Source organism: Butyricicoccus sp., from assembly GCF_977037065.1.
The window spans coordinates 1-23290 of the sequence record NZ_CDRQNY010000028.1 but is presented as its reverse complement, the minus strand read 5'-3'; the positions used below and the strand labels follow the sequence as shown (position 1 = coordinate 23290).

19 protein-coding genes, 5 tRNA genes, 1 other RNA gene and 1 riboswitch are annotated in these 23290 nt (G+C 56.4%); of the genes, 6 read left to right on the top strand and 19 right to left on the bottom strand.

Annotation, left to right across the window (positions count from 1 at the left end; translation table 11 throughout):
• Window positions 1-36: 36 nt before the first annotated feature.
• From ACWVX6_RS09265 to ACWVX6_RS09255, 3 genes are all read right to left on the bottom strand, one after another.
• Window positions 37-121: transfer RNA gene (locus tag ACWVX6_RS09265), tRNA-Tyr, on the bottom strand.
• 21 nt (window positions 122-142) lie between these two features.
• A tRNA-Thr gene (locus ACWVX6_RS09260) sits at window positions 143-218 on the bottom strand.
• Between the two features lie 79 nt (window positions 219-297).
• A complete protein-coding gene (locus ACWVX6_RS09255) occupies window positions 298-957 on the bottom strand; it encodes a helix-turn-helix domain-containing protein (RefSeq protein ID WP_110436510.1) in 660 nt (219 codons plus the stop codon).
• Between the two features lie 1268 nt (window positions 958-2225).
• Between ACWVX6_RS09255 and ACWVX6_RS09250 the strand changes: the two genes are divergently transcribed.
• The 4 genes from ACWVX6_RS09250 to ACWVX6_RS09235 are packed head-to-tail and all read left to right on the top strand — an operon-like array spanning window position 2226 to window position 5556.
• Window positions 2226-2648, top strand: a complete 423-nt coding sequence (locus ACWVX6_RS09250) for a PaaI family thioesterase (RefSeq protein WP_110436509.1) — start codon at window positions 2226-2228, stop codon at window positions 2646-2648.
• Window positions 2645-3688: an A/G-specific adenine glycosylase gene (locus ACWVX6_RS09245; RefSeq protein ID WP_455152976.1), complete on the top strand. Its 1044-nt coding sequence runs from the start codon at window positions 2645-2647 to the stop codon at window positions 3686-3688. Before ACWVX6_RS09250 ends, ACWVX6_RS09245 begins: the two co-directional genes overlap by 4 nt.
• Window positions 3689-3691: 3 nt before the next feature.
• Entirely contained in the window at window positions 3692-4177 is a 486-nt protein-coding gene (locus ACWVX6_RS09240; RefSeq protein ID WP_455152975.1) for a DNA-deoxyinosine glycosylase, read from the top strand.
• Window positions 4132-5556 (top strand): MATE family efflux transporter, encoded by a 1425-nt coding sequence (locus ACWVX6_RS09235; RefSeq protein WP_455152974.1) that lies wholly within the window; start codon window positions 4132-4134, stop codon window positions 5554-5556. The genes ACWVX6_RS09240 and ACWVX6_RS09235 overlap by 46 nt, the downstream gene beginning before the upstream one ends.
• Window positions 5557-6198: 642 nt before the next feature.
• On the opposite strand, the gene ACWVX6_RS09230 is transcribed toward ACWVX6_RS09235, so the two are convergent.
• The 7 genes from ACWVX6_RS09230 to ACWVX6_RS09200 all read right to left on the bottom strand — a co-directional run bounded on the left by ACWVX6_RS09230 (window position 6199) and on the right by ACWVX6_RS09200 (window position 13238).
• Window positions 6199-7821 (bottom strand): mannitol dehydrogenase family protein, encoded by a 1623-nt coding sequence (locus tag ACWVX6_RS09230; protein WP_455152973.1) that lies wholly within the window; start codon window positions 7819-7821, stop codon window positions 6199-6201.
• Window positions 7822-8339: 518 nt separating this feature from the next.
• On the bottom strand, window positions 8340-8924 hold the full coding sequence (locus ACWVX6_RS09225; protein ID WP_118646308.1) for a folate family ECF transporter S component: 585 nt from the start codon (window positions 8922-8924) through the stop codon (window positions 8340-8342).
• A gap of 69 nt (window positions 8925-8993) precedes the next feature.
• Window positions 8994-9096, bottom strand: a riboswitch (THF riboswitch).
• Between the two features lie 210 nt (window positions 9097-9306).
• Window positions 9307-9392 (bottom strand) — tRNA-Leu (locus ACWVX6_RS09220).
• 22 nt (window positions 9393-9414) lie between these two features.
• Window positions 9415-9499 (bottom strand) — tRNA-Leu (locus ACWVX6_RS09215).
• Window positions 9500-9934: 435 nt separating this feature from the next.
• Window positions 9935-10025: transfer RNA gene (locus ACWVX6_RS09210), tRNA-Ser, on the bottom strand.
• A gap of 86 nt (window positions 10026-10111) precedes the next feature.
• Window positions 10112-11293, bottom strand: a complete 1182-nt coding sequence (locus tag ACWVX6_RS09205; RefSeq protein WP_118760434.1) for a phosphodiester glycosidase family protein — start codon at window positions 11291-11293, stop codon at window positions 10112-10114.
• A gap of 226 nt (window positions 11294-11519) precedes the next feature.
• Window positions 11520-13238, bottom strand: coding sequence for a DEAD/DEAH box helicase (locus ACWVX6_RS09200; protein ID WP_455152972.1), 1719 nt, complete (start codon window positions 13236-13238; stop codon window positions 11520-11522).
• A 150-nt stretch (window positions 13239-13388) separates the two neighbouring features.
• Between ACWVX6_RS09200 and ACWVX6_RS09195 the strand changes: the two genes are divergently transcribed.
• Complete coding sequence (locus ACWVX6_RS09195; RefSeq protein ID WP_133241573.1) at window positions 13389-14237, top strand: putative manganese transporter; 849 nt, start codon at window positions 13389-13391, stop codon at window positions 14235-14237.
• Between the two features lie 69 nt (window positions 14238-14306).
• On the opposite strand, the gene ACWVX6_RS09190 is transcribed toward ACWVX6_RS09195, so the two are convergent.
• The 3 genes from ACWVX6_RS09190 to rnpB form a co-directional block, all read right to left on the bottom strand.
• Window positions 14307-14918, bottom strand: a complete 612-nt coding sequence (locus tag ACWVX6_RS09190; RefSeq protein ID WP_116704948.1) for a CpXC domain-containing protein — start codon at window positions 14916-14918, stop codon at window positions 14307-14309.
• A gap of 249 nt (window positions 14919-15167) precedes the next feature.
• Window positions 15168-15812 carry a hypothetical protein gene (locus ACWVX6_RS09185; protein ID WP_455152971.1) on the bottom strand — a complete coding sequence of 215 codons (645 nt, stop codon included), beginning with the start codon at window positions 15810-15812 and terminating at the stop codon, window positions 15168-15170.
• 348 nt (window positions 15813-16160) lie between these two features.
• Window positions 16161-16500, bottom strand: an RNA gene (gene rnpB, locus ACWVX6_RS09180) — RNase P RNA component class A.
• A 104-nt stretch (window positions 16501-16604) separates the two neighbouring features.
• Here rnpB and murD point away from each other — a divergent pair.
• Window positions 16605-17966, top strand: coding sequence for a UDP-N-acetylmuramoyl-L-alanine--D-glutamate ligase (gene murD, locus ACWVX6_RS09175; RefSeq protein WP_227600451.1), 1362 nt, complete (start codon window positions 16605-16607; stop codon window positions 17964-17966).
• 362 nt (window positions 17967-18328) lie between these two features.
• Here murD and ACWVX6_RS09170 read toward each other — a convergent pair whose 3' ends face one another.
• The 6 genes from ACWVX6_RS09170 to hisI form a co-directional block, all read right to left on the bottom strand.
• Window positions 18329-19639 (bottom strand): MATE family efflux transporter, encoded by a 1311-nt coding sequence (locus ACWVX6_RS09170; RefSeq protein ID WP_455152970.1) that lies wholly within the window; start codon window positions 19637-19639, stop codon window positions 18329-18331.
• A gap of 154 nt (window positions 19640-19793) precedes the next feature.
• Window positions 19794-20417: a TetR/AcrR family transcriptional regulator gene (locus ACWVX6_RS09165; RefSeq protein ID WP_455152969.1), complete on the bottom strand. Its 624-nt coding sequence runs from the start codon at window positions 20415-20417 to the stop codon at window positions 19794-19796.
• A 123-nt stretch (window positions 20418-20540) separates the two neighbouring features.
• Window positions 20541-21761 carry a CapA family protein gene (locus ACWVX6_RS09160; protein ID WP_455152968.1) on the bottom strand — a complete coding sequence of 407 codons (1221 nt, stop codon included), beginning with the start codon at window positions 21759-21761 and terminating at the stop codon, window positions 20541-20543.
• 2 nt (window positions 21762-21763) lie between these two features.
• Complete coding sequence (locus ACWVX6_RS09155) at window positions 21764-22249, bottom strand: pyridoxamine 5'-phosphate oxidase family protein (RefSeq protein WP_455152967.1); 486 nt, start codon at window positions 22247-22249, stop codon at window positions 21764-21766.
• Window positions 22250-22341: 92 nt separating this feature from the next.
• Window positions 22342-22665, bottom strand: a complete 324-nt coding sequence (gene hisE / locus ACWVX6_RS09150; RefSeq protein ID WP_118285349.1) for a phosphoribosyl-ATP diphosphatase — start codon at window positions 22663-22665, stop codon at window positions 22342-22344.
• A 15-nt stretch (window positions 22666-22680) separates the two neighbouring features.
• The gene (gene hisI / locus ACWVX6_RS09145) at window positions 22681-23013 is read right to left on the bottom strand and encodes a phosphoribosyl-AMP cyclohydrolase (protein ID WP_455152966.1); all 333 of its coding nucleotides are present in this window, start codon (window positions 23011-23013) and stop codon (window positions 22681-22683) included.
• Window positions 23014-23290 lie beyond the last annotated feature (277 nt).

The following is a 23290-nucleotide window of genomic DNA, read 5'->3' as shown; positions in this document are numbered from 1 at the left end:
GAAAAAGGACATTCCTTTTGGAATGTCCTTCTGTTTTGGTGGAAGGTGGTGGATTCGAACCACCGAAGTCATAGACGACAGATTTACAGTCTGTTCCCTTTGGCCACTCGGGAAACCTTCCATATTTAGTTACCAGCTTGATTGGAGCTGGTGGACGGACTTGAACCCCCGACCTGCTGATTACAAATCAGCTGCTCTACCAACTGAGCTACACCAGCATTTCATCAAGTCGTCTTGTCTCAGCGACTTGTTTAGTATACCTCACGCCGGTGTATTTGTCAATAGGTTTATCCGAAATTATTGCATTTTATTTTTCCGGTCGATCGAATCCGACACCTGCTGCAGAACAGTCAGCAGTGCGCTCGACAAATCCGGATAACGCCGTGCAATCTCGCTCGGGGCGAGCGGCATCCGCCGGATATTCTCCTGCGTCAAACCGCAGCCTTCCTCGCCGTTGGCCGCCAGACGGATTTTCAGCTCATGCTCCTTCATGCGGGCATCGCACAGGTACTCGAAGCGATCCTGCGGCGCGCGGAACACCGCATCCACACCGGCCGGGTCGGCCATGTAGAGATAGCGGTACACCTTGTAGATCGCAACCGCGAAATACGACTCGATCTCGTGCGAAAGCTGCTTGCTCTCGAGCGATTCGGCAACCTGCAGCAGCAGAGCTGCCGCCTGCACGATCTGGCTGTGCTCCGTCTCGGTGGCCGTGCCCTCCATGCGCTCGGCAGGCACAGCAGAGCCGTCACGCGCCATCGAACGGCCGAGCAGGTAGTCGCAGGACACGCCGTAATAATCCGCCGCACGCACAACAAAAGACAGACCGGGTTCGCGCAGTCCGTTCTCATAGTGGCTGAGAAGCGCCTGCGAAACGCCGAGGTCGCCCGCTGCCGCTCTTTGACTTATTTTCTTTTCCCGTCGCAGAAGCGCAAGCGTGCGCGAAAAATCACTCATTCCAACATTCTCCGTCTGCGTTGTGCCGCAGAAGGCACAACTATAAAATATATATTTATATTATACTCGCCGTATTACCGTTTGTAAAGTACAGAAAACCGTCATTTTCGACGCATTTCGACAGGCTCACTTTGTATTTTCGGCACTTTTCCCTGCATTTTGTTGTCCTGTTTCCGATTGGTAACTACATATTGGGGATTGTGTAATCCGACGGCTGTTAGAAAAATTCGTCAGGCTTCGCCGGACGGTTGCGCTTGACGCAGGAGCGGGTGCATTTTATAATAAAATAGAGTAGTATCGCAGATTTCACCTGTTATCCTGCACCGATCGAGCGGTTCGCCCCTAACGGGCGGCAGTTTTTCAGCACCGGCTGACCGGGGCACGCGAACTGCGTAAGCGGGTTCGCCCCTAACGGGCGGCAGTTTTTCAGCACTGGCTGACCGGTGCACCCGAACTGCGTAAGCGGGTTCGCCCCTGACGGGCGGCAGTTTTTTCTGCACCGGCTGAACGGGGTACTCGAACTGCGTTAGCGGGTTCGCCCCTGACGGGCGGGAGTTTTTCGCTGAACCTCAGCGGGGAGTTGCGCTCTGCGGAGCGCGGGAGACTGCGGCGCCCGCCGCGGGGGCAAAAAGGAAGGGACACCTGCGGTTTCCCTTCCTCTTTGAACTCCTACCTTTCCCTTGTTTGTTAGCCCGGCGAAAATCGGAGAGCGGCGACCGCTTCGAAAATGGGGTACGGCAGTCGGGTTACCGTTGCGTTCGTTTCGCAACCTGTTCGCAGTTCACAGACAGCGTACTGCTACACAGGCGGTTTAGTCTACGCAGGCGCGGCATAACAGTGCCGCACAATTCGTAAGTCTGGAGATTACAGACAGCACCTACGAGGATAAATAGCACAAACCAGATAGCTTCGCAGGTGCCTTCCGGCACAACGCGCAAACAAGTTGCGCGGCACTGCTATGCCGCGCTCTGCGTAGAGTAGCTGGTCTGTGTAGCAGAAAGGTATCCGACACTGCGAATATGCGGATACATGAGCGCACGCAGTGCGTCTCTGCGGAAGAAAAAATCCTCTGCCGTTCCCCTGCTTCGCAGCGGTCACATATCGGCAATCTGCGCCGTGCCCTCTAAGGAAATGGGTGATTCTCAAGAGGGTAGAAACCTTGGTGTCTACCCTCTTGTGCGCCTGCCGCGCAGGCAAGAACCGTTCGCCTCGAAGGCGAAAAACCATCGTTTATCAAAAGATTATATCATGATAAAGGAGTCCTAACCTTGACCATCGAAGAAATCCTCAAGCTGCGGCAGGAAGCCGGCGGCTTAAACAAGCTGATGCACATGCATGTTGTGACGCTCGACAAGGACGGCGGCGCAACCGTAGAGCTTGACCTGACCCCCGAGCTGCTCAATCCGCTCGGCATGGCGCACGGCGGCACGATCTTCACGCTGTGCGACATTGCGGCCGGCTCTGCGGCAGCGTCTCAGGGCACGGTGGCCGTCACGCTCGACAGCACCATCCACTATTACCGCCCGGGCCGCTGCGGCAAAAAGCTGACCGCTGTGGCATACGAGCGCAAGCGCGGCCGCAAGGTGTCGGTCTACATGGTCGAGGTGCATGACGACGAGGGCAAGCACATTGCCGACGCGACCTTCACCATGTTCTACACCGGCGCTACGCTGGATGACATGAAATATTGAGCGGGGTAAGCAAGGCCATCGTGCAGCCGCTGCTGAGCTGGTATGCCGCCGGGCACCGCGACCTGCCGTGGCGGTCTGAGCCTGCTCCCTACCGCGTCTGGGTGAGCGAGATCATGCTGCAGCAGACGCGCGTGGAGGCCGTGCGCGGCTATTTTTCCCGCTGGATGAACGCGCTGCCCGATATTCCCGCTCTCGCGGCGGCGGACGAGGCCGTTTACACCAAGCTCTGGGAGGGACTCGGCTACTACAGCCGCGTGCGCAACCTGCACCGTGCAGCGGTCCTGCTGTGCGAAGAATACGGCGGCGAACTGCCTGCTGATTACGACAGGCTGCTTGCTCTGCCCGGCGTCGGCGAGTACACGGCAGGCGCGGTGGCGTCTATCGCGTTCGGACTGCCCGTTCCGGCGGTGGACGGCAATGTTCTGCGTGTGGCGGCGCGGCTGGATAACGATTTTACGCCGATCACGGACGCAAAATTCAAAAAGCAGACGCGCGAACGGTTCGCCGCATTCATGCCGTCCGACCGCCCCGGCGACCTCAACCAGTCTCTGATGGAGCTTGGTGCAACCGTCTGTCTGCCGAACGGCGCACCGCGCTGTGACGACTGCCCGATTCAACATCTCTGCGAGGGCTTTCACCGCGGAAACGCGGCTGTGCTGCCGCTCCGCGCGGCGAAAAAGGCGCGGAGAGTGGAAAACCGCACCGTGCTCCTTGTGCGCTGCGGTCAGCTTATCGGTCTGCGGCAGCGACCGAAAAAGGGTCTGCTCGCCGGTCTGTGGGAACTGCCGTCACTCGATGGCCATCTCTCGCCGGACGAGCTGCGCGCGGCGCTCACCGAAATGGACTGGAGCGTGCGAAAGCTGCTCTCTCTGCGGCCTGCCAAGCATATTTTCACCCATGTGGAGTGGCACATGAACGGCGTGTATGTCGAACTGGACGCACCTGCACCCGCTCTCACCTTTGTCACACCTGCCGAGCTGCGCGATGCTTATGCGCTGCCGAGCGCATTCCGCAGCTTTGTTTCCGTACTGGAGGACTGATCCATGCAACTGCAAACCATCGTTCACACCATTCCGCCGCTGTACGACAGCGAGTCGCGCGTGCTGCTGCTCGGCTCGATTCCAAGCCCGAAATCCCGCGAGGTCGGGTTCTTTTACGGCCACCCGCAGAACCGGTTCTGGCGCGTGCTGGCGGCTGTGCTCAGCGAGGAGGTGCCGGTCTCCATTGAGGACAAGCGTGCGATGTGCCTGCGGCATCATGTGGCGCTGTGGGACACCATCGCCAAATGCGATATTGCGGGCGCGTCCGACACGTCTATCCGCAACGCCGAGCCGAACGACATAGGCCGCCTGCTCCGCGAGAGCAAAATTACGCGCATTTTTGCCACCGGCGGCAAGTCGGCGCAGCTGTACCGCAGGCTGATCGAGCCGAATACCGGCGTTCCCATCACGCAGCTGCCCTCCACCAGTCCCGCGAACGCCGCATGGTCGCTCGAACGGCTGATCGAGGCGTACCGCGTTATTCTCTGATTCGAGGTGTATTTTTTACGAGTAAAGAGTTATTTCCCAATGCCGCACTCAAAAAGCTGATTTTTCCGCTCGTTATCGAGCAGGTGCTCGCCATCACGGTCGGTCTGGCCGACACGATGATGGTCTCCTCGGTCGGTGAAGCGGCGGTTTCCGGCGTATCGCTGGTCGATATGCTCAACGTACTCATCATCAACATCTTTTCCGCACTGGCGACCGGCGGCGCTGTCGTGGTCGCGCAGCTGCTCGGTGCGAGAAAGAACGACCGTGCATGCGACGCCTCCAAGCAGCTGTACTTAGTTGTGACGGTCATTGCGCTGATTATCTCGGCACTCGTCATGCTGTTCCGCGCACCGCTGCTGCGGCTGCTGTTCGGCACCATCGAGGACAGCGTGATGGACAGTGCGCTCACCTACCTGACAGTCAGCGTGTTCTCCTACCCCGTTCTGGCGATTTACAACGCAGGCGCGGCGCTGTTCCGCGCACAGGGCAACTCGCGTATCTCCATGCTGATTGCGGGACTGATCAACATCGTCAACCTCATCGGCAACTCGCTGTTCATTTTCGTGTTCAAGTGGGGCGTCGGAGGCGCAGCTCTTTCGTCCGTGCTGTCACGCGGCACGGCGGCTGTCGCTATCACGATTCTGCTGCTGAACCCCGAGCACACGGTCTCTCTGCGGCGCGGACAGCGGTTTCGACCGGATAAGGAGCTGATCCGCCGCATTCTGCAGATCGGTGTGCCGAACGGTCTGGAAAACAGCCTGTTTCAGCTTGGCCGCGTACTCGTCGTGAGCATGATCTCGCTGTTCGGTACGACCCAGATTACCGCGAATGCGCTGGCGAATAACCTGGATGCCGTAGCCGTCATTCCGGGTCAGGCGATGAGTCTGGCGATGATTACGGTTATCGGGCAGTGCATCGGCTCGGGCGATGAGCCGCAGACGCGCCGCATGGCGAAAAAGCTGATGATGATTACCTACGCCGTTACCGCCAGCACCTGCCTTGTCACGATCGCGTGCACGCCGCTCATTCTCAAGATTTACAGCGTGTCCGCAGAGGCGCTTGCGCTTGGCATGACGCTGATTATGATTCACAACGGCTGCGCGATCTTCCTGTGGCCGACCTCGTTTGCCATGCCGAATATCCTGCGTGCGGCGAATGACGTAAGGTATCCGATGGTGTGCTCGATTATCTCCATGCTGGGATTGCGGCTTGTCGCGGGATATATTCTCGCGGTGCACTTCGGCATGGGCGCGATCGGCATCTGGATTGCCATGATCGGTGACTGGCTGTGCCGGTCGGTCTGCTTCTTCCTGCGGCTCAAGAGCGGGAAATGGCTCAGGTATGCGCCGGGATTACGGGTAGCCGCCGGACAAAAATAATGCACCGGCTTCTGTGCAAAATCCCTTTGCAAACCGTGAATATCTGTTACTATATAGATATCAGATGTAAAACTCCCCGAGGTGAAAATTACCGTTATGACTGAGGAGGGAAATCATATGACACCTAAACAGCGATGGTATTGTTTCTGGGTGATAATCGCGGTGTCTGTCCTTTTAACGGCGGGCCTTGTATGGTTTGCAATTCATAACCCGCAGGCATCATTTGAAGACTTGCTTTACGCTCTTTGGAAAGGTATTGTAAACTTTACTATCGGATAACAAACGCCGATTAAACGTATAATTTACTATTTTGCTTGACAAAATAATATGATATTCGATATACTAACCTTGTAGTTGCAACAATGACCGGCTCTCTGGCAAGAGCGGTCGTTCCTAAAAACTTAGATAGCTTGAAAATACCAATTCAGGGGCGGTTATTTTCTATGCGAAAAGGCACAGACTGATAATGGCAACACAATCGTGCAATTAAAATTTGCTGCAACACACAGAAACGGCGGACCTATGGTCCGCCGTTTTCTTTACCATCGCTTCCCTGCTGCGCTCATTCTCCATTCTCAATCCTCCATTATAGCAAAAAGGCGAACCTTACGGTTCGCCTTTTGTCTTACGTTTTTTCGGTAATCAGGAGAAAATCCACTCCTGCTCCTGCTCCTCGCCGCAGTACTTCTGCAGCGTCTCGCGAACAGCGTGCGGGCCGCGGTTCATCTCGCCAAACATGCGGACAACGGTCTCGCCTACGCCGATCTCAAACAGGTTGACACCGAAGTAGTAGCGGTTTGCCAGCAGCGGATACAGCTGAGCCTCGCTTACGTCGTCACCCAGCTTCGGGTTGCCCATCAGTGCGCGGACATGCTCGATATTCGCGTCGGGGCTGAGGGTGAACTCGCTGCCGTTATCGTCCACGCCTTCCAGATAGCGCAGCCAGCCGGCCAGTACCAGCGGAATGTAAATCAGCCTGGTGGCACGGTGTGCGGGCAGCATGGAGTTATAGTAAGCGTACAGCGTGGTGCCGAAGCGCGGCGCAATCTTACGCGAGGTATCGGTTGCGGTACGCTGCGGGGAATCCTGCAGGAACGGGTTCGGATAACGTTCGCCGAGAACCTCGTGCAGGAATGCCTCCGGGTCGATAACGCCCGGGTCGGCTACCATCGGCATTGCCTCCTGCTCGCTCAGGCGCGTGATGAGGTTGACCAGCTCGGTGTCCTTCATCTCGTCGCTGATGCGGGTGTAGCCGAGCATGCAGCCGAATACGCCGAGGGCGGTATCCATCGGGTTCATGCAGGTGCTTACCTTCATCATCGCAGACTTCTCAACGATGTCGCGGCGGGTGATGATAACGCCGCACTGCTCGAGAGCCGGATGACCGTTCGGGAATGCGTTCTCGATGAGCAGGTAGTGCGGGCTTTCGGAGTTGACGTAAACAGCCGCGTGCGTGCCCTTTTCGGTTACGAACGGCTTTGCGTTCTCCAGACCGTCAGCCGCCAGCTTGTCTGCGATGCGGTTATCCGGATGCGGGGTAATCTTATCAATCATGGACAGCGGGAAGGTATTCTTCTTGAGCAGGAAGTAATACTCATCCTCGGTGATGAAGCCGTTACGCTGCCATGCGCGTGCCATGTGACGGACAGCACGCTCCAGACGGGTGCCGTTGTCCGAGCAGTTATCCAGCGAAACGAGTGCCAGCGGAGGCAGACCGGCGCGGCAGCGATCGAGGCACAGTGCGGTCAGCTTGCCGAAGAAGGACTGGCAGCCTTCCGGACCGTTCTCGCGGTCGTGCTTGTAGTCCGGCAGGAACTCACGGGTGTCGTCCTGGATGATATAGCCCTTCTCGGTCAGCGTAAAGCTGATCATCTGCAGGCTCGGCGCCAGGAAAATGTCATTCAGGCGCAGCATATCCTCGCTCAGCTTGAGGCTTTCGGTAACGGACGCAACCACTTCCTTGTTGATCGTGCCGTTGGAATACAGGGTGACAACCAGCGACAGATGATCGCAGGCGCGGTAGCAGCGGTCGATCAGTTCCTCATCGTAGCCGTCGCAGCAGATAATGCCGGTGTCGGACAGACCGGCGGTCAGCAGGCGCTGCGCCAGTACAGCCGGGAAGGCGCGGAACAGGTTTCCGGCGCCGAAATGCAGCCAAGTCGGTGCCTTGTGGGTGTTTTCGCGCACGGCGTCAATGTCGTACTGCGGCAGACGATAACCCTTCCATGCCACGTTATGTTTAATACTCTCTTTTGTAAGTTTCATAAAGAGGTCACTCCCTTTCAGCGAACGGACTGTACCGTTCTTCTCCAATCATATATAGTATAACAAAAAATCAGCCGTTTGCATAGGGAAAAACAGAATTATTCACAAAAAGCTGAAAGCATGCTGCCAATGTTTTCAAATAAAACAAAAACCGCCCGAAAAGGCGGCTGATTGACTTTATTCGGTGTTATATGCTATAATCATTGCGGACACTGTTACATAAGGCGGTCAGACCCTCTTTTCCTTTCCCGCAGTCCGCGGCAGGAAGGAGGTGGCGCAAGTGCAGAAGAAAGCATTTCAGCTTTTTGTATGTGCGGTCATTGTACTGTACATTTTCTGTATAAAAGCGCGATGACCGTCCGGCTGGTACCCGAAACGGTCATCAAAATTTAACTGCTGAAAGTACAAGGGCCTGACTGCTGTAACAGTGTCCCTTTGACTTTATTATAGCATATCCCCCGGCTTTGTCAAGCGACAGGCCGAGGGACTGTTTTTATCTTACGGATCATTCTCCATTTTCAATTCTCGATTTCCGTCGCCGCTTTTCCATTCGGCAGCGCGCCATAGATACGGTTGACCAGCTTCATGCCGAAGTAGACCAGCACGATCTCGATCGGCAGCAGAATAAGGTTCTTCGGCACGCGCGTAACGAGCAGCACGCTCATCGCCTTGCCGCCGGTGACGGTCAGCCACAGGGTGTTCAGGCAGATATTGCAGAACAGGTTGATGCAGGTCTTTGCGCCGATCGCACGCCATACGGTGACCTTGCGCGGATACAGCCACAGGCCCCAGATCAGACCGCCGACAACGGCTGTCAGCGTATAGCCCGGGAAATACGCGCCCATAGACAGGTTGCCCGCAAAATAGCCGAGCACATCGGTGCACACGCCGGCCATCATGCCGACAACCGGGCCGAACAGCATGCCGATCGACGCATTGCACAGGAAGCCGAAGCCGATACGCAGGTTCGGCGGCAGCTTGATCGACAGACCGAGCAGATCCAGCGTGACATTGATCGCAATGAGCAGCGCCGTGACCGCCAGACAGCGGGTGGACTTCAGCTCACGCAGCGAGCGGACAAAGATATTCGGAGTTTTAGACATAGAAAAAGACACCTCCTAATCAAATTCATCTGTTGCCACAGCGATTTAGGAAAGTGCCTAAACAGTTGCAGCAGCGGGATGCGACCACAATACCGCAAGGAAAAGGCTCCCTTTCGTCCGCCGAACAACTCCCCGTTTCAGCGGCACTTAACGCATTGTGCTCTACTCTGCTTTTTCTGTTATAATTGTACCACGGTTTGGGCGAGTGTCAATACAGAAAATCCGTGGTCTGTCGGCCTGGTTTTGGTGCATTCTGCGGAATCGGGTGAAATGGCAGACAATCTGTTAGACAAGGGTATTGGACAGCCTCCTCCCTGCTCCGACGAGCTTTCCGCAAAGTACAGAAAAAGAGCTTCAAACGTAAGTTTGAAGCTCTTTAACTTGGTGCGGATGGGGGGACTTGAACCCCCACGTCCTTGCGAACACTAGCACCTGAAGCTAGCGCGTCTGCCATTCCGCCACATCCGCATATTTTGTTGTTGAAAGAAGGTGGTGCGAGTGACGGGACTTGAACCCGTACGTCGATCGACACACGCCCCTCAAACGTGCCTGTCTACCAGTTCCAGCACACTCGCATTGATCTCTCGCGGTGAACCGCTTGTCTCTCAGCGACAAGATATATTATAGCAGGGGTATCCCCCTTTGTCAACAAAAATTGCGAAAAAATTTGAGAAATTTTCAAACACCGTGAATTGTCGGTAAAATCGGTGAAATATCGAACTTTTTCGCGGCTTTTGCGGTGATTTACATGATAGAAAATTTGCCGCGCGGAGAAAAAATTTTGTTGATTGAGGAATTTTTTCAGGTGAGTTTGAATCCCGCCTGCCCTGCCGGCAGAGAAGGTGGGATTCCTTTTCTGCGGCAAGCAACCATTAAATATTTTAGAGGTTGTCGGCCTACGGGCACCCACGGCGGTTGAAACATGCCACTGGCATGTTTCTAAGAGCCGCCTTTCGAATCCCACCTTCGGAGCAAAAAACAACAGCCATCCGAATGGATGGCTGTTGTTTTGGCGGAGAAGGTGGGATTCGAACCCACGTGGCGTGTTACCGCCAACTCGATTTCGAGTCGAGCTCGTTATGACCACTTCGATACTTCTCCGTATCGCGCCTGTCCCACAGGCGCTTATTTATTCTATCATGCAATGACGGAAAATACAAGTGTTTTTTCCGAAATCGTGATAATTTTTATTTCACCAGGAATGCATCCGGCAGATAACGGCCTTCCTCATTCTGGGAAAGCGTAGTCGGACTGGTGATCTCGCGGCCGCGATAGACCATAACGGAGGACGAGCCGCCGTCCAGCATGGACGCCTGATACGCGCCATACTGCTCCATGATCTCGCCGCAGCGCTCGATCGAAATGCCGAACGAGTGCATCTGACGGCCGTCAATGACCATCATGATAACCGTGCCGTCCTTCGCCTGACCGATGGCCGTGCGCGGCTGCTGCTCGTTCAGGCCGGTGCCTGCGACCAGATTCTCGCCGTTGATGATGAGCGCCGGGTGGAACTCCACCGCGTCGCGCAGGCTGGAGGTATCGTTAAACGCACCGACCTGCAGGTGATCCTCGTTGTCAAAGCCGATGATCTTCCAGCCGTCGCCTACTGCGTCTTGATACTTCTCTCCCCGGCTTTTCAGAAAGCCGTACACGGTGCCACCCGTGCCGTTGCCGTCAAAATCGGCAAAGCCGGAGGCGTTGATGCCCAGAATGGCGTCATAATCTCTCACCATATCGGATACGAACGAGCCGTAATCGCCAAGGCCCTCGCTCGTGCCGACAAAGATATTCTCAGGCTTTTTGCAGAGCGCGATCTTGCCCGCGTACTCCATGCCAAGCGTGTCCTCGCCGGTCTGCTCGACGATCAGGATGCCGTGCGCGGCGTTGATCGCCAACACCGTGTCGCCCTGCCTGGTCTTGAGGCCGGTGTCGTAATGCGTCTGGCTCGGCTCACCGATCAGATCGATGTTGATCTGGTCATAGCCGTTTTCCAGATACTCCGGATTATCCGCCAGAAAGCTCTCAAATCCGCTCTCGTTCAGCTCACTGAACATGGCATAGAATTTGTCCTTCGGCGTTTCGGCGGTGTCCTTCTCCTCCCATGCGCCGTCCCAGTTGCTGACGATGCCCTCCTGCTTCTGGTTCATCAGGTAGCGCTTGGTCATCACCTCGTTGATGATATCCTCCGGGATAAACCAGGTGGCCAGCCACTGGTGCGTCATGGTGCCCATTGCGGTTTCGATGTACCACTCACGCCAGCGAGTGACGAACGCGTTCGGTGTGTACAGCAGAAACGGATACACAACCGTGATGCCGATCAGAAAAAAGCAGGTCAGTCCCAGTGCGAAGCGGTGTTTTGCGCCGTTCATTCGTGTTGCTCCTTCTCTCTCAATCCGGGAACCGCGGGATACGGTTCAGGTTTGTCTCTATCGCTGAAGTTGCTTTCATAGCCAGAGTGCGCCGGATGAACGAGATTTTTTGTCAGCAGACAAGGCGTTTTTCCGCAGGAATCCTGACGGATTGCAAGGGAAAACAACGCAGTATGCTGGCAAAAAAGCCGTTCAGGCGGTGTGCAATGGTTATGACAGCAACTTCTTAACCCTTGCGGTTGCTGTTCGGGGTACGACGGCGTCTATGACGATGGTTCGTCGTCTTGCTCTGTGCCGTCTTGTTCTGCTGCTGTGCAGGCTTCTGCGCAGACTTGCTGCCGTGTCCTCTGCCCTTCTTCTCCTGCTGCGGAGCGGCCTTGCCGTCCGCTTTCGCGGCACGAGCGGCCAGTGCGGCCTCGACCTTCCTGCGGATGCGCGCGGCAGCCTCATCGCTGAGCGCATACGCGCGGCTCGGTGTGTGGGCATCTACGCGCGGCTCGTTCTTCTCGAAGCGGGCGTACGGGTCGTTCCGGCGGCCTCTGCGGCTCGAATCATTTCTGTCGTTTCGGTCGTTTCTGCCCTTGCGGGAGCGCGGCGCGGCTGCCTTCGCCTGCTGCTCGGTCTGCTTCTCGGCGGCCTTCTCGCGGCGGGACGGACGCTTGGCATTCGCTCTCGCCTGACGCGCCTTCTTCTTGGCTTCCTTTTCGCGGGCCACATCTGCGGCGACCTCCTCGGCGGTGGCGTTCTCGGAGACCGGCTTGCGGCGGGAGCGCTTGTTGGCGGTCTTGCGCTGACCGGACTCGCGCTTCTCCTCCTCCTTTTCCTCGTGCGGAATCTCACCGACAACCGGAATGCGCTTGCCGATCAGCTTTTCGATATCCTTGAGGTACGGACGCTCGGAGCGGTCGCAGAAGGAAATCGCGGTGCCCTCCTGACCGGCACGGCCGGTGCGGCCGATGCGGTGTACATAGGTTTCCGGAATGTTCGGCAGGTCAAAATTGATAACGAGCGGCAGGTCGTTGATGTCGATGCCGCGCGCGGCAATGTCGGTCGCAACCAGAACCGCGATCTTGCACTCCTTAAAGTCCGCGAGCGCACGCTGACGCTGATTCTGCGACTTGTCGCCGTGGATGGACTTGGTCTTGATGCCCGCACGGTTGAGGTCGCGCGCGACCCTGTCTGCGCCGTGCTTGGTGCGGGTGAACACCAGAACCTGGTGTACATTGCTTTGACGGATGATATCCGGCAGAAGTTCCCGCTTTTCCTGCTTTTCTACAAAATAAAGCTGCTGCTCGATCTTGTCCGCCGGTTTTGCGCTCGGCGTTACCGAGATATGCTCCGGCTCATGCAGCATTTTCTCTGCCAGATCAGCGATCTCCGCCGGAATGGTAGCCGAGAACAGCAGAGTCTGGCGCTTTTTCGGCAGGAACTTGACGATGCGCTTGACATCCGGGAAGAAGCCCATATCGAGCATACGGTCGGCCTCGTCGAGCACGAAAAACTCTGCCTTGTCCAGCTTTACGATCTTCTGACCCATCAGATCCCACAGACGGCCCGGCGTGGCAATGAGAATATCCACACCGCGTTCGATCGCCTCGACCTGCGGCACCTGCGATACGCCGCCGAAGATGACCGCCGCACTGCACGGCACGTAGCGCGCGTACTGGCACACGTTTTCGTAAATCTGCAGCGCAAGCTCGCGCGTCGGTGTGAGGATGAGCGCACGGATGGTGCCCTTTCCGCCCTCGCTCTTTGCCAGGCGCTGGATGATCGGCACTGCGAACGCACAGGTCTTGCCCGTGCCGGTCTGGGCGCAGCCCATCAGGTCTCGGCCCTCGAGCACCGGCGGTATCGCCTGCTGCTGAATGGGCGTCGGCTCGGAATAGCCTGCCTCCTTCAGTGCCTTGAGGATGTTTTTCTCCAACTTGAGTTCGTTAAATTTCATGGTAAATATTCGATTCCTTTTGCTATCTTTGGTATGCAGTCCGGCAAATCCCGCTTGCCTGTGGACTGGGTTTTATGCTATACTTATTATAATTGTCTCTGAGACAACACGAATGTTATCAACCCACAGATCAACTATGAGGTGACCTATTTGTTAGAAATTATTCATCACGTTCTGCCGGAAGCATTTTTCGATGTGCTCAAGACCGTACCGCTGCTGCTGGTCGTGTACGCACTGCTGTACTACATTGAAAACCGGCTGACCAATACGCCGGAGCTGCTCTCGCGTGCGGCGCAGTTCGGTCCGGTGGTCGGCGCACTCGCCGGCTCCATTCCCCAGTGCGGATTTTCCGCGGCAGCGTCCGCGCTGTTCTCGGCAGGCTTTCTTGCACCGGCAACGCTGGTTGCCGTGTTCCTTGCCACCTCGGATGAGGCGGTGCCCATCATGCTGGCAGGCGGCGCAAGCGTACAGCAGGTGGTGCTGCTGCTCGTGGTCAAGTTTGCGATCGCGGTCATCGGCGGCTATATTCTGCGCTGCACCGTGTTCCGGAGGCACAAGGCCGGAACCGACGGCCCGCTTGAGATCGAGATGGGCGACTGCGGCTGTGAGACCTCGCCGGTGGCGAATATCCTGTCCCACACCATCAAGACCACCATCTTCCTGTTTGTCGTGCTGTTCGCGCTCAACATGGTCGTACACGGCATCGGTGAGGAGCGCGTGGCTTCCCTCATGCTGACCAACAGCATCTTCCAGCCGCTGCTGTGCGCGGTGCTCGGTCTGATTCCGAGCTGTGCGATGAGCGTGCTGCTCAGCGAGCTGTTTGTCGGCGGCACGATCAGCTTCGGCGCTCTGGTTGCCGGTCTTTCCACCGGCGCAGGCTTCGGCTACATCGTTCTTCTCGAGGAGAAGGAAGGCCGTCATCGCGCCCTGCCGGTCATCGCCGCAACGTTTGCCACCGCCGTGATCGGCGGCACGCTGGTGCAGCTGCTTATCGGCTGAGAATGAAAAAATCTAAGGATGTGTCAAAACGGCACATCCTTTTTTATGCCCTGCGGAGAAGGTAAAACGTCAGCCCATCTCGTGCAGCAGCTCGAGTGCCTGATGCGCCCACGTCATATCAATGCGCGAGAACTCACCGCCCGGCGTGTACAGATAGGTTTCCACATCCGCGTGCAGGCGCTGATACGCCGCGCCCGGCATGGCGGCATACTGCTCCGCGCCGTCGGAAAGCACGGCAACGAAGCGGAAATCGCCCGTGCGCTCGTCCAGCTCGTGGAAGAGCAGCTCGACAACATCGAGGTCGCGGTTAAGCTGTGCGAACAGCAGCAGCTTCATGATCTCGATGGTACGGTCATCCAGACCGCGCTCGAGGATGTTGATCTTCTCACGGAAGGTGTTGAGGCTGTCGGTCACGCGCAGGGTGTAGCCCGCCAGCGGATCAAATTCCGCCTTGGGAACCTGACCGTCCTCGGTCCACAGCCATACCATAAACTGGTTTGCCATGTCATGGTACAGACACGGGTGTACGGCGAGCACGGTTTCGCCGCAGTTTGGACATTTGACACGAAAGACAGACAGGTCCTGTACCTTTGCCCGCAGCTCGGGATTTCGGTCGATATTGATATGGTCGATCACCTTGTGTTCGGTTTCCATATGACAGTGCGGACATTCGATCATCATAACAGTGGTTCCTCCCCTTGTGTTTGTCCAATTAAATTTTATTATAACACATTTATATAGCTGTAAGCAAGTTCGGATCATCAGTAATTAGGAATTAGCAGTTAGGAATTGTCGCTATCCTTGCGCGAGTTCCGTCTGCGCTGCGTCGAGTAATCGCCGGCTTTACCGCAGGGGCGAACAGTGTTCGCCCGCAAACCATTCAATCTCAGTATCAAAAGAAAGCACCTGCCGACCGCAGGTGCTCCTTGTCTATTCCGCCTTGTAAATGCTGCCTTGTGCGACCGCAATACTTGAACCATCCATCGAGCCGCTGTATGAATCGTACCAGCGCGGAATCTCCTTGCCGTTTTTATCGTAAAAACGGAACATATCCTCTGAAGGCAACCCGTCCTCCGGCATGTATCCGGTCAGCTCGGTGCAGAGCAGAAAATATGGCTTTGCACTCTCATTCGTCATCTCATAGGTCTGTCCATACCAGTCGAGCGTCACTTTTGCGACCTGCTGTTCCGGGTCCTTTCCGCTCAGCAGCAGAAAATTGTGTCCGCCGCAGCCGGTGATATCGTAGTTAATGCCGGAATCGCCGGAGCCCATACTGTAAAATTTCCATGTACCAAGCCAGCTGCGTTTCGCAGTCATTTCGCCCAAAAAGCGTTCCTGCTCGATGCCATCCTGCGTCATTACATAATACACCGTGTCACCGATCACGATACCATCGTATATCGTTACACCGGAAAACTTCGTCAGATTGTTCTCCTTAAGCGTCTGCACCTGCTGTGCAAGCGTGTCCTCGTCCAGCCGGTACGGTTTTACCGCATAGCCGGATTTTCCGGCTGCCCACACACAGACCGCCGTCACAGCCGCCATCACGAGGATTCGTTTTCCCAGTCCTTTCATAAAATGCACCTCCCTATCCTTCCTCAAGTATAACAAATTTTTCCGGCGCAGGATATGGAGAAAGTGCCAAAATACAACGGCAGTTTTTATAGAAGTGTACTATGTATCCCGTAGGGGGCACACCGTCTATAAACCATCTGCACAGGCGTAACCGTAGGGGCGCACAGTGTGCGCCCGCACTATGGTTAAACGTATGCTTGGCCGTTCCTTGCACAGGCTCCGGTCGTGCTGCGGCCGTTCCTTGCGCAGGCTCCGGTCGCGCTGCGGGCGAACAATGTTCGCCCCTACGGTTACACATCTGCAGAGGGTAAAAGAAAAAGCACCGCAGAAAATCTACGGTGCTTTTATGGCATGACTGGTGCGTAAGCCGGGTTCTGTCGTGGACGGTCATCTATCTCGAATGCACGTTGCCGTGCATCTCAAGCCGCCAGTCGGGACGATCGGGCAAATCATAGTCCCAGTCGGCGTTGCTGCGGATAGAGTTTACAGACCTCCCATGTTGCCATGGGACGTGGTGAGCTCTTACCTCGCCTTTCCACCCTTACTGCCTTATGCGGACATAAAACAGCGGTATATCTCTGTTGCACTATTCCTAAGGTCACCCTCGGCGGACGTTATCCGTTATCCTTGCCCTGTGCAGCCCGGACTTTCCTCATGCCCGAAGGCACGCGACCGTCTGCACCAGTCACAAATAGCATTATACCGTAAAAAAACGCTCTCGTCAAACCGGACTTGCAAAATCGTGAAAAATCATGTATACTGTCAAAGTACAAAAGGCGGTGTTACGCATTTATGACAGCATTAGAACAATACCTCGGCGGCCTGTCGGATAAACGGGTCGGCGTAATCGGCGCGGGCGTGAGCAATATGCCGCTCATCCGTATGCTGCGCGCTGCAGGCGTGCGCGTTACCGTGCATGACAAAAAAGAACCCACCGAGCTTGGCGACGGCTATGCTACCCTCGCTACCCTCGGCGTAGACTTCGTTCTCGGCCCGCATTACCTTGATGCGCTCGATGAGGACGTTATCTTCCGTACCCCGGGCGTTCACCCGCGTTTTCTTGAGAAGGCGCGCGCAAACGGCTCGGAGATCACCAGCGAGATGGAGCTTTTCTTCGCGGTCTGCCCGTGTCCGATCATCGGCATCACCGGCTCGGACGGCAAGACCACGACCACCACGCTCGTCAGCGAGATTTTGAAGCACGCGGGCTATACCGTGCATCTCGGCGGCAATATCGGCACGCCCCTGCTCCCCCGCGTGGACACGATGACCGAAAACGACCTTGCAGTCGTGGAGCTGTCCTCGTTCCAGCTGATGGGCATGAAGCACTCCCCGCACATTGCGGCGATCACCAATCTGACGCCCAATCATCTGGACTACCACAAGGATTTTGACGAGTATGTGCAGGCCAAGACTGCCATTTACCGCAATCAGGGCGAAAACGACAAGCTGATCCTCAATCTCGACGATGAGGTGACGCGCTCGCTCAAGGCGTCCGGCAACCTGTTCTGCACCAGCAAAACGCAGGAGCTGGCCAACGGCGTGTTCCTCAAGAACGACGTTATCTACATCGCGGACGGCGGCGTGCGCCGTGAGCTGATGCCCGCATCCGATATCCGCATTCCGGGCGCGCACAACGTGTACAACATGATGATGGCGGCGGCTGTTGTGCAGGGTTATGCCTCTGACGACGATATCCGCGCCGTGGCGACCACGTTCGGCGGCGTTGAGCATCGCATCGAGTTCGTGCGCGAGAAGGACGGCGTGAAGTATTACAACGACTCCATCGCCTCCAGTCCGACGAGAACCATCGCAGGACTCAATTCCTTCCAGCAGAAGGTCATTCTCATTGCAGGCGGCTACGACAAGCATATCCCGTATGACGTGCTCGGTCAGCCTATCTGCGACCATGTAAAGCTGCTGCTGCTCACCGGCGCTACTGCACCCAAGATTCGTGAGTGCGTGGAGAATATCGAGGGCGAGCATCCCCCGATTATCGAGGTGGAAAACCTCGAAACAGCCGTGCAGGAGGCCGCTGCCCGCGCAGAAAGCGGCGATGTCGTTATCATGAGTCCGGCCAGCGCGTCGTTCGACCGCTTTAAGAATTTCATGGAACGCGGCAAGCTGTTTAAGGCGCTTGTGGAAGAGCTGTAAGGTTAAGCGGTATTATAAAAGGACTGATTCGAGAGAATCAGTCCGAGGCTGTCGAAAAACTATCGTTTTTCGAGCAGCCTCTCGATCGAAACCACGCTTTCGATCGAATGCTGAAGAAAAACCGCGTCCTCCGGACACATTTTTTCTTCCCTTGTATAAATTCCGAGATGCATGCTCCCGGAATTTATGAATTTGCAAAGCAAATTCAATTGAATGCGTGCTGCCGCACGAAGCATAAAAATCGAATATTGCTTTTTCGACAAGCTGAAAAGGACTGATTCGAGAGAATCAGTCCTTTTTTCGTGCAATAATGAAGAATGATATTTGAGGGGGAGAACCAACGCAAACCACCACGCCGTTTCTCAATTCTCAACGATGTACTTCCGCGCCCAGACAAGTGCGGCGACCGCCGTGACCAGCTCCACCATCGGGAACGTCAGCCAGACGCCATCGACGCCGAGCGCCCACGCGAGCGGAAACAGGATCGGCGGCACAGCAATCACGCCGCGCAGCAGCGAAATGGCAAAGCCCTGCACGGTCTTATCCGACGCGCTGAAAAACGCTGCCGTGACCATGTTCACGCCCGCGAACAAAAAGCCTGTGAAGTAGATCCGCAGGCCGCTCTCCGCGTAAGCGGCAAGCTCCGGGTCATGCTCACTGTTGAACACCGCCGTCAGCGGCTCCGCGCCGAGGAAAACCGATACGCACAGCACGGCTGCAATCGCAAGCGCAGTACAGATGCCCCAGCGGAACAGCCGCCGCAGCTGTTCCCTGTCACCGAGACCCGAGCTGCGGCTGACCAGCGGCTGTATGCCGGTGCACAGTCCGGTAAAGACAGCGATTCCCACCAGAGCAAGATTTGCCACCACGCCGTAAGCCGCCACACCGGTATTGCCGCTGAGGCGCAGCAGCACCAGATTGAACAGCAGCAGCACCACGCCGGAGGCGATCTCACCGATGAGCGAGGACAGACCGGGCGCGCACAGGCTCGGCACACGGCTGACGCGCAGCGGCGTTTTGACAAGATGGAATCCGCGGGACGGCCTCCGCAGGTGCGTCAGCAGCACCAGAATGCTGACAAACGGCGAAAAGCCGGTCGCAAGCGCCGCACCGAACATGCCCAGTCCGCACGGGAAAATGAAAATGTAATCGAACACGATGTTGAACAGGCTGCCCGCGATCATGCCGCACATGGCAACGGTCGGCGCACCGTCATTGCGCGTAAACGCCAGCAGCACGTTGTTCATCACAAAGAACGGCCCGAAGCACCACAGCATGCGCAGGTAGGTTGTCGTCATGCCGAGCGTCTGCGCGTCCGCGCCGAGCAGCCGCGCGATCGGCTGCGCAAAGCACAGTCCGCCGAACAGGAACAGCACGCCGAGCAGCAGCCCGAGTGCCGCCGCGTGCGTGAATACGCTGTCCGCCTGTCTCTGATCGTTCTGCGCCCGCGCGATCATGTACTGCGTTGCCGCGCCCACGCCGAGCATCAGGCCGATGCCGTTCATCAGGTTGTACGCCGGTATGGCGATGTTGAGCGCCGCCAATCCGAGCGAGCCCGTGCCCTGTGCGACAAAAAATGTATCCGCGAGAATGTAGCACGAAATGCCGATCATCCCCAGGATGTTCATCGCGGCATAGTGCCCGAATTCGCGCAAAGCTCCCTGTTTGTGCAATTCCTTCTCCCCCTCAAAGTTTTTTATATAAAAAGTGATCGACCCTTCCCGGAATACACCGAAAAGGGCCGATCCGCAATGCTATCGACGGAAAACATTGCTTATTTACGAAGCAGTTATAATATACCATCTTCCCATAGAAATGTCAAGTGGCTTATTCGGTCGGAAAAGCACTTTTTTTGTCAAATGCTGCAAAACAGTCCAGTCCGTGCCACATCAACCCCATCAAAAGCGATACGACCTGCTCGGTCGGCGTGTCCTGCGCTCTGGTCGCCCAGGTGGACAGCATGGATACCATGCCCGAAATGATATACGAAAACACAAGCAGCTTCCGCTGCTCGCTCATTTCCGGCATCATGTGCATATCCCAGCCGTCGAGGAAGGCTTCATACGTCATGGTCTGCAGCTTGCGTACAAAATACGGGTCTCCCTGCTCACTGCACAGCACCTGAATCACCTTCATTATGCGCGGATTGTTCCGGATCTGTTCCAGAAAGTCGATAAAGAATCCCTTGATCTCCTGCAGCTCGCGGCACTCCCGTTCGTGCATCGGCGCATGCTCGCGCATGTGCTCGATGATCTCGTCCTCGGTCGTGCGCAGGATGTCGGTCACGTCCTTGAAATGCAGGTAGAAGGTCGAGCGGTTGATGTCCGCTCTCGCGCAGATGTCCTTGACCGTGATAGAAACCAGCGGCTTCTCCAGAATCAGGTCAATCAGTGCTTCACGCAGTGCAGACCGTGTAAAGCGCACTCTGCGGTTGTTTTTCGCCTCCGGCATGAGCCGTTCCTCCCTGTTTCTCTGCGGACTGTGCATTTTTGGTACAGATTTATTGTATCAGCATCGTGTCGCAAAGTCAACACAGTGTCGAGCACTGTATGTAAAGAAACCGTAAATATTTTCTTATGCTGCAAGCGAAAGCACCTCATCCGTGCCGAAGATACGGTGCAGGTCGGAAAGGCCCTGCTGCATCCGGTCATACACCGACCGGTTTACAACCGACGTATCCCCCTGCTCAAAATCCTGCATGGATTTCCGAATATCCAGCAGGCGGTAGCGTCCCTCGTTGGAATCGCTTGCGTGCAGCATGAACATGGGCGCGTACTCCGCGCCGGAAACCGTCACCTGTCCAGTCTCGCCGCTTCTGGTGAGTGTCAGCGTGACAGCCGCCGTCAGGTTGGTGTACGGGTCAAACTGGTTGGAGATCAGGTTACCAAGACAGTAGCACAGATAGCCGGTGCGTCCGTCCGGCAGCGTCCGCAGCTCCATCGGCTGCGGCACATGCGCGTGCCCGCCGAGCACCAGTGTCGCGCCGTGCGCAAACAGGTAGTCCGCCAACTGCTCCTGCTGCTCGGACGGCTCGGTGTGGTACTCGTTGCCCCAGTGTACATACACGGCGATCGCATCCGCACCGGACTGCCCCGCCTTGTCCAGATCGGATTGAATCAGGTCGTAATCCACCGCACTGCAGTCGGTCATGTAGTCGGTCGTGTAGACGCTGACGCTGTACGGGTGCTCACTGTCCACTGGCAGACCGTTTGTGCTGAACGTGTACGCCAGCATGGCCAGTTTGATGCCGCCCACGTCGATGATCTTCACCGCGTCGCGCTCCTGCTGTGTGCGGTAAGTGCCGACGTGCTCCAGACCGGCGGCGTCCAGCACATCCAGTGTGCGGACAAGACCGCTGTACCAGGTATCCATGCTGTGGTTGCTCGCCGTGGAGAGCAGGTTAAACCCAACCGTTTTCAGGCCGGAGGCCAGCGCATCCGGCGCGCAGAACTGCGGGTAGCCCGCATACGGCGGCCCGTTGAACGTGGTCTCCAGACAGGCCGTTGTGTAATCCGCGGCCTCGTAATACGGCCTTGCGTCCGTGAACAGGTGCGTAAAATCATACGCTTCGCCGTTCCACGCATCCGCGACAAGCGGCATGTGCGCCACAATATCGCCCGCCACGCACAGGGTCGCTGTGGTGTCCGGCTGCACCTCCGGCTCCTGCCGAACGGTTTCCTCCGGCTCCTGCAGGCGCGGTGCATCCTCCGGCAGATTGCGCCAGATCAGCACGCCCGCTCCCGCCAGCAACACCACCAGCACGCCTGCCAGAATTTTGGTACCGATGTGCTTCATACTCATCCCTTCGGCGCCTTGCGCGAGGCCTCAAACGACTCCGCGCGCACGCGCATCACCTCGGTGACGGACAGAGCCGCGTCCGTGTACGTCCAGCCGCCCTTGCCGGTCTGGTGCTGCATGATGATGTCAAAGCCGCGGCGTTTCTCGTCATTATCTTTTGCAAATTCCACCTTGCCGTACCCCACGATGGACGAGAACGCATAGCTGTACCGGCAGGCCGTCTCTCCGCCGCTCGTCAGACCGCCCTCGCAGTCCAGCTCAAAGCAGATACGCGGGTCGGCTTTCAGCGAATCAATCTTCTTGCCCTTCACGCCGCCGTGAAAGTAGAGCGTCAGCCCGTCCTCATCCCAGATATAGCCAAAGTTCATCGGAATGACGTACGGCCAGCCGTCCGTGCCGGTCATGGCGACGCGGCAGACCTTGCAGGCCTGCAGGATCGGCTCTATGTTCTCTCGGCCGGTGATTTCTCTGTCTTTTCTGCGCATATTGCTCACCTCAGGTTCATCATACCATATTCCTTCCGACAAAACAATAAGACCTGTGCAAAAAATGCACAGGTCTCTCTGTTCGCTCAATTTTAGGTATTGTGGTCGGAAACGTGGAATTTCTTCAGGTTGCCGATCTTCTGGGCGCGGATGTCCATTTCTTTGCAGACATCCTCCATGGTCACGCCGCACTCATTCATCATTACCATCATGTGGTAGAATACGTCGTTGATCTCACCGACCAGCTCGGTCTTGTCGCCGTTCTTGGCTGCAATGATGGTCTCGGCGCACTCCTCGCCGACCTTCTTGAGAATCTTGTCAATGCCCTTCTCGAACAGGTAGCAGGTGTATGAGCCTTCCTGCGGCTCGGCGCGGCGCTGCGCGATCACGGCTTCCATTTGCTCAAACGAATTCATAATACTGCTCTCCTTTTACTTTTCTTCCGGCTTCTCCCACAGCGTGGTGAAAAAGCAGGTGCGGTGTCCGGTGTGGCAGACCGGACCCTTGGGCGTGCCGACATAGATGAGCGTGTCATCGTCGCAGTCGGACAGAATCCTGCTGACAAAGATAAAATTGCCCGAGGTCTCGCCCTTGTTCCACAGCTTCTGGCGCGAGCGCGAGAAAAACCACGCCGTGCCGGTGTCCATCGTCAGCTGCAGAGCCTCCTCGTTCGCGTAGCCGAGCATCAGGACTTCGCCGTTTCGCTCGTCCTGGCAAACCACAGGAACCAAAGGTGCCTTTACGAAAAATTTGCTTAAATTCAAAATATTCACTTCCTATTACCGTAGGGCGGGGTGCCCTCACCCCGCCGTCCCTCAATGAACCACCATGTTATATGGGTGATGTGTGGGTTACGGTTTACATGGTATCCGTTGTTTTACGGTTTATGTTTCGGTTTACACGGCGGGGTGAGGGCACCCCGCCCTACGGAGCATTTTTGCCAATATCCACAGTCGTTAGGTTTGCGTTTACTCAAATTCTTACAGGAATATTATGCTCCTGCAAATGTTCCTTCACTTCGCCCACGGTCAATTCCCGATA